Source organism: Actinophytocola sp. (assembly GCF_045807065.1).
Classification (GTDB): domain Bacteria; phylum Actinomycetota; class Actinomycetes; order Mycobacteriales; family Pseudonocardiaceae; genus Actinophytocola.
Window position 1 is genome coordinate 1 of sequence record NZ_JBJMIE010000208.1, and the last position, 5817, is coordinate 5817.

A 5817-nucleotide genomic window follows, 5' to 3' on the forward strand; every position below is an offset into this window, starting at 1 on the left:
CCGAGCAGGCGGCAGCCGAGGAGGACACGACAGACCGCACACGAATCGGTGACGAGCTCCTGGCCCTGGTGGCCGAGGCCGTCGACGAGGGGATCGACCCGGAGCAGGCGCTGCGCGACGCCGTACGCCGGCGGGGCTGAGCCCGGCTGAGCCCGGACACCCGGCGCCGGGCCTGCGAGGAAGCGCAGTCCGACGCCACTAGGCTGCTGCGCGCAGCAACTTCCCTGCACTTCCCCGACCCAGGAGCACCCCACCGTGGCATCCATCGAAGCTGTCGGCGCCCGCGAGATCCTCGACTCGCGCGGCAACCCCACCGTCGAGGTCGAGGTGCTCCTCGACGACGGGACCTTCGCCCGTGCGGCCGTCCCGAGCGGCGCGTCCACGGGCGCGTTCGAGGCGGTCGAGCTGCGCGACGGCGGCGACCGCTACGGCGGCAAGGGTGTCCAGAAGGCGGTCGACGCGGTCATCCAGACCCTCGGCCCGACCGTCGAGGGGCTCGACGCCGACGACCAGCGCCTCGTCGACCAGGCGATGCTCGACGTCGACGGCACGCCCAACAAGGCCCAGCTGGGCGCCAACGCCATCCTCGGTGTCTCCCTCGCCGTCGCCCGCGCCGCCGCCGACGACCGCCGGCTCGAGGCCGCCCTCGACGCCGTGCTCGCCGAACCGCTCGCCGGCACCGTGCCGGCAGCCGGTGAGGTGGGCCGTGCCTCGTGAGATCGGCTTGCTCGGCGCCACCACGATCGCCGCACGTGCCGTGGTCGAGCCGGCGCGGCGGCTGTCGGACGTCCGGGTACGCGGCGTCGCGGCGAGCGACCCCGGGCGCGCCGAGGCGTTCCGCGCCACCCACGACCTCCCGCTCGCCTACCCGACCTACCGGGCGCTGCTCGCCGACGACCGGATCGACGTCGTCTACGTCTCCCTGCACAACTCCGCGCACGCGCAGTGGGCCGCCGCCGCGGCCTCGGCCGGCAAGCACGTGGTCGTCGAGAAGCCGCTGTGCCTCGGGCGCCGCGAGCTGCACGGGATACACCACGCCGCCGCGGCGGCGGGCGTGCACGTCGTCGAGGCGGTGATGACCGCGCGGCATCCGTGGCAGGACGCCGTGCGGGACATCGTCGCCGCGGGTGAGCTGGGCACGCTCGTCGAGGTGCGCTCGCACATCGCGTTCGAGGTGCCGGACCGCGCCGGCTACCGCTTCCGCCCGGAGCTCGGTGGCGGCGCGCTGCACGACACGGCCAGCTACTGGCTGGACGCGCTACAGGGCACGGTGGGGCTGGACAAGGCCGCCGGCACCGGCCGGGCCGCCTTCGACGGTCCCCACGGCGTCGACCTGTCGTTCACCGCGTCGCTCGAGTGGCCGAACGGGCTGCGTGCCGACCTGCACGCGGCACTGACCGGGCCGTACCGCGCCGACCACGAGTTCCGCTGCACGGCGGGCCGGGTCCGGCTGCGGAACTTCCTGCGCCCGGCCGCCGGACCGTTCCCGCTCAACCTGGTGATCACACCGGAGCATGGCGCCCGCCGGGTGCTGTCGTTCCCGGCACAGGCGTACTACGAGCGGCAGCTCGACCGGGTCATGGCGTGGCTCGACTCACCCGAGGACCCGGATCCTGGTGTCACGCAACGGATCGCACTCATGGAGACCGCATACCAGGACGCGCTCGGCGTGCACCTCGGCTGGTGACGCCGTCATGTGGAAGGGGAAACGCCGGTGTCGACCGCCATCCTGACCTCGGGCGTGGCCCTCGGGGTGCACGTGCCGGGGCTGCTGCTCGCCTGCCGCCTCGCCGAGGCCGGCGCGCCGGCCCGGGTGGACGTGTTCGAACGCCACCTCCCGGCGGACAGGCGGGACCGGATCACCGCCTCGATGACCGGTTTCCACCGCGACTTCCGCGTCGCGAAGGCGGGCCTGCGGATGGCCGGGCGCAACGCGGTGGGGCTGGGAGAGGAAGCGACCGACCGGCTCGTCGCGGAGTGGGCGGCCGACGACGTCGACCTGCTCGTCGTCCTGTCCGGCTTCTGGCAGCCGGCTGCCTACCGGTACGCGGCGGCGCGTCCCGGGACCCGGGTGCACGCCTGCCACGTCGACTCGGTGGCGTCGCCGTCGTTCGCCGCCGGGGTGTCGACGGTGCCCGACGCCGACCGCGACCGGGTCGAGCACCACGACGTCTGGCTGCTGGAGGAGGCGGCCGGCTCGGTCGCGCGCACCATCCCGGTCGGCCGCGACGAACCCGTGCCGTGGTCGGCGCGCGGCGGGCGGCTGCTCGCGCACGGCGGCGGGTGGGGCATGGGGACCTACGCGACGGACGCGGAGGAGCTGGCCGCCAAGGGTTTCCCGGTGGACGTCGTCGCCTACGAGCGCGCCGACGTGGCCGCCGCGGACGACGGACGCCGGTACTTCATGCTCGACCCGGACTGGCATCCCTGGCACGACGACGGTTTCCCACCGTTCGGCGAGGTCCGTCCGGACGGGCTCGTGGCGTACCGGCGCGGCACGGCGCACCACGACGCGTTCCACCTGACCCGGCAGGCACTCGCGGTGCTCAGCAAGCCGGGCGGCGGCACGCTGATGGACTCACTGGCCGCGGCGACCCCCGTCGTGCTGCTGGAACCGTTCGGCGACCACGAGGCACGCAACGCGCGGCTGTGGGAACGGCTCGGCTTCGGCATCTCCTTCGCCGACTGGCTGCGCGGCGGGTGCGAGCTGGCGGAGCTGGCCCGGTTGCACCGCAACCTGCTCGCGGCCCGCCCGCGTGTCACGTCCTACCCGGACACGATCGTCGCCGGCCGGACGGACGGGTGACGGCATGCTCCTCCACCGCATCAACGACCCCCGCGACCTGAAGGCGCTGCCCGCCGGGCGGTTGCCGGCGCTGGCCGAGGAGATCCGCGCCTTCCTCATAGAGAAGGTCGCCCGCACGGGCGGGCACCTGGGACCGAACCTGGGCGTGGTCGAGCTGACGCTGGCGCTGCACCGGGTCTTCGAGTCGCCACGCGACAGCATCGTGTTCGACACCGGGCACCAGTGCTACGTGCACAAGATCCTGACCGGGCGGCGGGACCGCTTCGACGACCTCCGCCGGTCCGGCGGCCTCGCCGGGTATCCGGCACGGTCCGAGTCCCCGCACGACCACGTGGAGAACTCGCACGCCTCGACCGTATTGTCCTATGTAGACGGAATGACCAGGGCGCGGGCCCTCACCGGGGAACACGACCGGACCGTCGTCGGGGTGGTCGGGGACGGGGCGCTGACCGGCGGCCTGGCGTGGGAGGCAATGAACAACCTCGGCGTGTCCGGCCGGCCGTGTGTGGTGGTGCTCAATGACAACGGGCGCTCCTACGCGCCGACCGTGGGCGGTCTCGCCGACCACCTCGCCGCCCTGCGTGCCGGGTCCGGCACGCAGAACCTGTTCCGCGCCATGGGGTTCGCCTACCTCGGTCCCGTCGACGGCCACGACGTGCCCGCGTTGGAGGAGGCGCTGTGCCGGGCGCGGGCGCTGCGGCGGCCGGTGGTCGTGCACTGCGTGACCGAGAAGGGCCGCGGTTACCGCCCCGCGGAGACCGACGACGCCGACCGCATGCACGGGATCGGCGTCATCGACCCGGTGACCGGTGTCGCGCCCGGGCCGGCCACGACCACGTGGACCGGCGTGTTCGGCAGGGAGATCGTCCGGCTCGGCGCCGAGCGGCCGGACCTCGTGTGCGTGACGGCCGCGATGTGCCAACCGGTGGGGCTTCACCCGTTCGCGCAACGGTTTCCCGACCGCGTCGTCGATGTCGGCATCGCCGAGCAGCACGCGGTCACCTCGGCCGCGGGGCTGGCGATGGGCGGGCTGCGCCCGGTGGTCTGCGTCTACGCCACCTTCCTCAACCGGGCCGTCGACCAGCTGTTGATGGACGTCGCCCTGCACCGGCTGCCGGTCACGTTCGTGCTGGACCGCGCGGGCATCACCGGCCCCGACGGCCCGAGCCACCACGGCGTGTGGGACCTCGCGCTCCTCGGGGCCGTGCCGGGGGTGCGCGTCGCCGCGCCCCGCGACGCCGAGGAACTGGCCGCACTGCTCCGCGAGGCCGTGGCCGTCGGCGACGCGCCCACGGTCGTGCGCTTCCCCAAGGGCTCCGCGGACACGGCGATCCCGGCGGTGAACAGGATGGACGGGCTCGACATCCTCCACCGCGGGGAACGCCGCCCGCTCGACGTGCTGCTGGTGGCCGCCGGCCCCACCGCCGCCGCGGCACTGGCCGCCGCGGCGGCCGTGGAACGAGCCGGCCACGGCGCGACCGTGATCGACCCGCGGTGGGTGCTGCCGGTCAACCCCACGCTGGTGCACCTCGCCGCACGGCACCGCCTGGTGGTCACCGTCGAGGACGGCCTGCGGACCGGCGGCGTCGGCACCGCGCTGGCGCAGGCGTGCGCGGACGCACGGGTCCCGACCCCTGTGCGGAACCTCGGTGTGCCACGGGCCTTCGTCCCCCACGGCGGCCGCGGCGACCTCCTCACCCGCTGCGGCCTCGACGCGGCCACCATCGCGGACACGGTCCTCGCGGCCCTCGCCGACGACCAGCCGCTCGCCCCCGTCCCGGAAGGAACCCTTCGATGACCGCACTGGGCATCCCGGCCGTCCCTCCTCCTGTGTTGGCGGAGCGGCGTAAGACCAGGCAGTTGATGGTCGGCAGGGTCGGTGTCGGTAGTGGGTTTCCGGTGTCGGTGCAGTCGATGACGACGACGGTGACCGCGGATGTGAATGCGACGTTGCAGCAGATCGCGGAGTTGACTGCGGCGGGGTGTGACATTGTGCGGGTGGCGTGTCCGTCGGCTGATGATGCGGAGGCGTTGGCGGCGATTGCGGCGAAGTCGCAGATCCCGGTGATCGCTGACATCCACTTCCAACCCAAGTACGTGTTCGCCGCGATTGAGGCGGGGTGTGCGGCGGTGCGGGTGAACCCGGGCAACATCAAACGGTTTGATGACAAGGTGCGGGAGATCGCCGCCGCCGCCCGTGATCACGGCACCCCGATCCGGATCGGGGTCAACGCGGGTTCGTTGGATCCGCGGTTGCTCGCGAAGTATGGGAAGGCGACGCCGGAGGCGTTGGCGGAGTCGGCGTTGTGGGAGGCGTCGTTGTTCGCCGAGCACGGCTTCCATGATCTGAAGATTTCGGTGAAGCACAACGACCCGGTGGTCATGATCCGCGCCTACGAGTTGCTGGCTGAGCAGTGTGACTACCCGCTGCATTTGGGGGTGACGGAGGCTGGGCCGGCGTTTCAGGGGACGATCAAGTCGGCGGTGGCGTTTGGGGCGTTGTTGCGGCAGGGGATCGGGGACACGATCCGGGTGTCGTTGTCGGCGCCGCCGGTGGAGGAGGTCAAGGTCGGTATCCAGATTTTGCAGTCGTTGAACCTGCGGCCGCGGAAGTTGGAGATCGTGTCGTGTCCCTCGTGTGGGCGGGCGCAGGTGGATGTGTACCGGTTGGCTGAGGAGGTCACGGCGGGGTTGGCGGGGATGGAGATCCCGTTGCGGGTGGCGGTGATGGGGTGTGTGGTCAACGGCCCCGGCGAAGCCCGCGAAGCCGACCTGGGGGTCGCCTCGGGTAACGGCAAGGGCCAGATCTTCGTCAAAGGCCAGGTCATCAAAACCGTCCCCGAACACCAGATCGTGGAAACCCTCATCGAAGAAGCCATGCGCATCGCCGACGAAGCCGGAGAGGTCACCGAAACCGGCTCGCCGGTCGTGACGGTGAGCTGAACCGGGTTACGTCGGCTTCGCGGCGTCCCGCCTGCCGACCTCGTGGACCAACCGGCTGAACGAGGCCC

The 5817-nt window shown here is 72.6% G+C and carries 4 protein-coding genes and 1 pseudogene; all 5 read left to right on the forward strand.

Annotated elements, in window-relative coordinates:
- Positions 1 to 255: 255 nt before the first annotated feature.
- Positions 256 to 639 (forward strand): annotated as a pseudogene (gene eno, locus ACJ73U_RS12150) (phosphopyruvate hydratase); the annotation flags it as partial.
- Between the two features lie 67 nt (positions 640 to 706).
- On the forward strand, positions 707 to 1687 hold the full coding sequence (locus ACJ73U_RS12155) for a Gfo/Idh/MocA family protein (protein WP_407777679.1): 981 nt from the start codon (positions 707 to 709) through the stop codon (positions 1685 to 1687).
- 27 nt (positions 1688 to 1714) lie between these two features.
- On the forward strand, positions 1715 to 2806 hold the full coding sequence (locus tag ACJ73U_RS12160) for a hypothetical protein (RefSeq protein ID WP_407777680.1): 1092 nt from the start codon (positions 1715 to 1717) through the stop codon (positions 2804 to 2806).
- A 4-nt stretch (positions 2807 to 2810) separates the two neighbouring features.
- A complete protein-coding gene (locus tag ACJ73U_RS12165) occupies positions 2811 to 4604 on the forward strand; it encodes a 1-deoxy-D-xylulose-5-phosphate synthase (RefSeq protein ID WP_407777681.1) in 1794 nt (597 codons plus the stop codon).
- On the forward strand, positions 4601 to 5749 hold the full coding sequence (ispG, locus tag ACJ73U_RS12170) for a flavodoxin-dependent (E)-4-hydroxy-3-methylbut-2-enyl-diphosphate synthase (RefSeq protein ID WP_407777682.1): 1149 nt from the start codon (positions 4601 to 4603) through the stop codon (positions 5747 to 5749). Before ACJ73U_RS12165 ends, ispG begins: the two co-directional genes overlap by 4 nt.
- The last annotated feature ends 68 nt before the right edge of the window (positions 5750 to 5817 follow it).

Excerpts from the sequence above, each read along its gene's own strand:
- ACJ73U_RS12165 (WP_407777681.1), top strand. The coding sequence starts at position 2,811 with ATGCTCCTCCACCGCATCAACGACCCCCGCGACCTGAAGGCGCTGCCC.
- ispG (WP_407777682.1), top strand. The coding sequence starts at position 4,601 with ATGACCGCACTGGGCATCCCGGCCGTCCCTCCTCCTGTGTTGGCGGAG.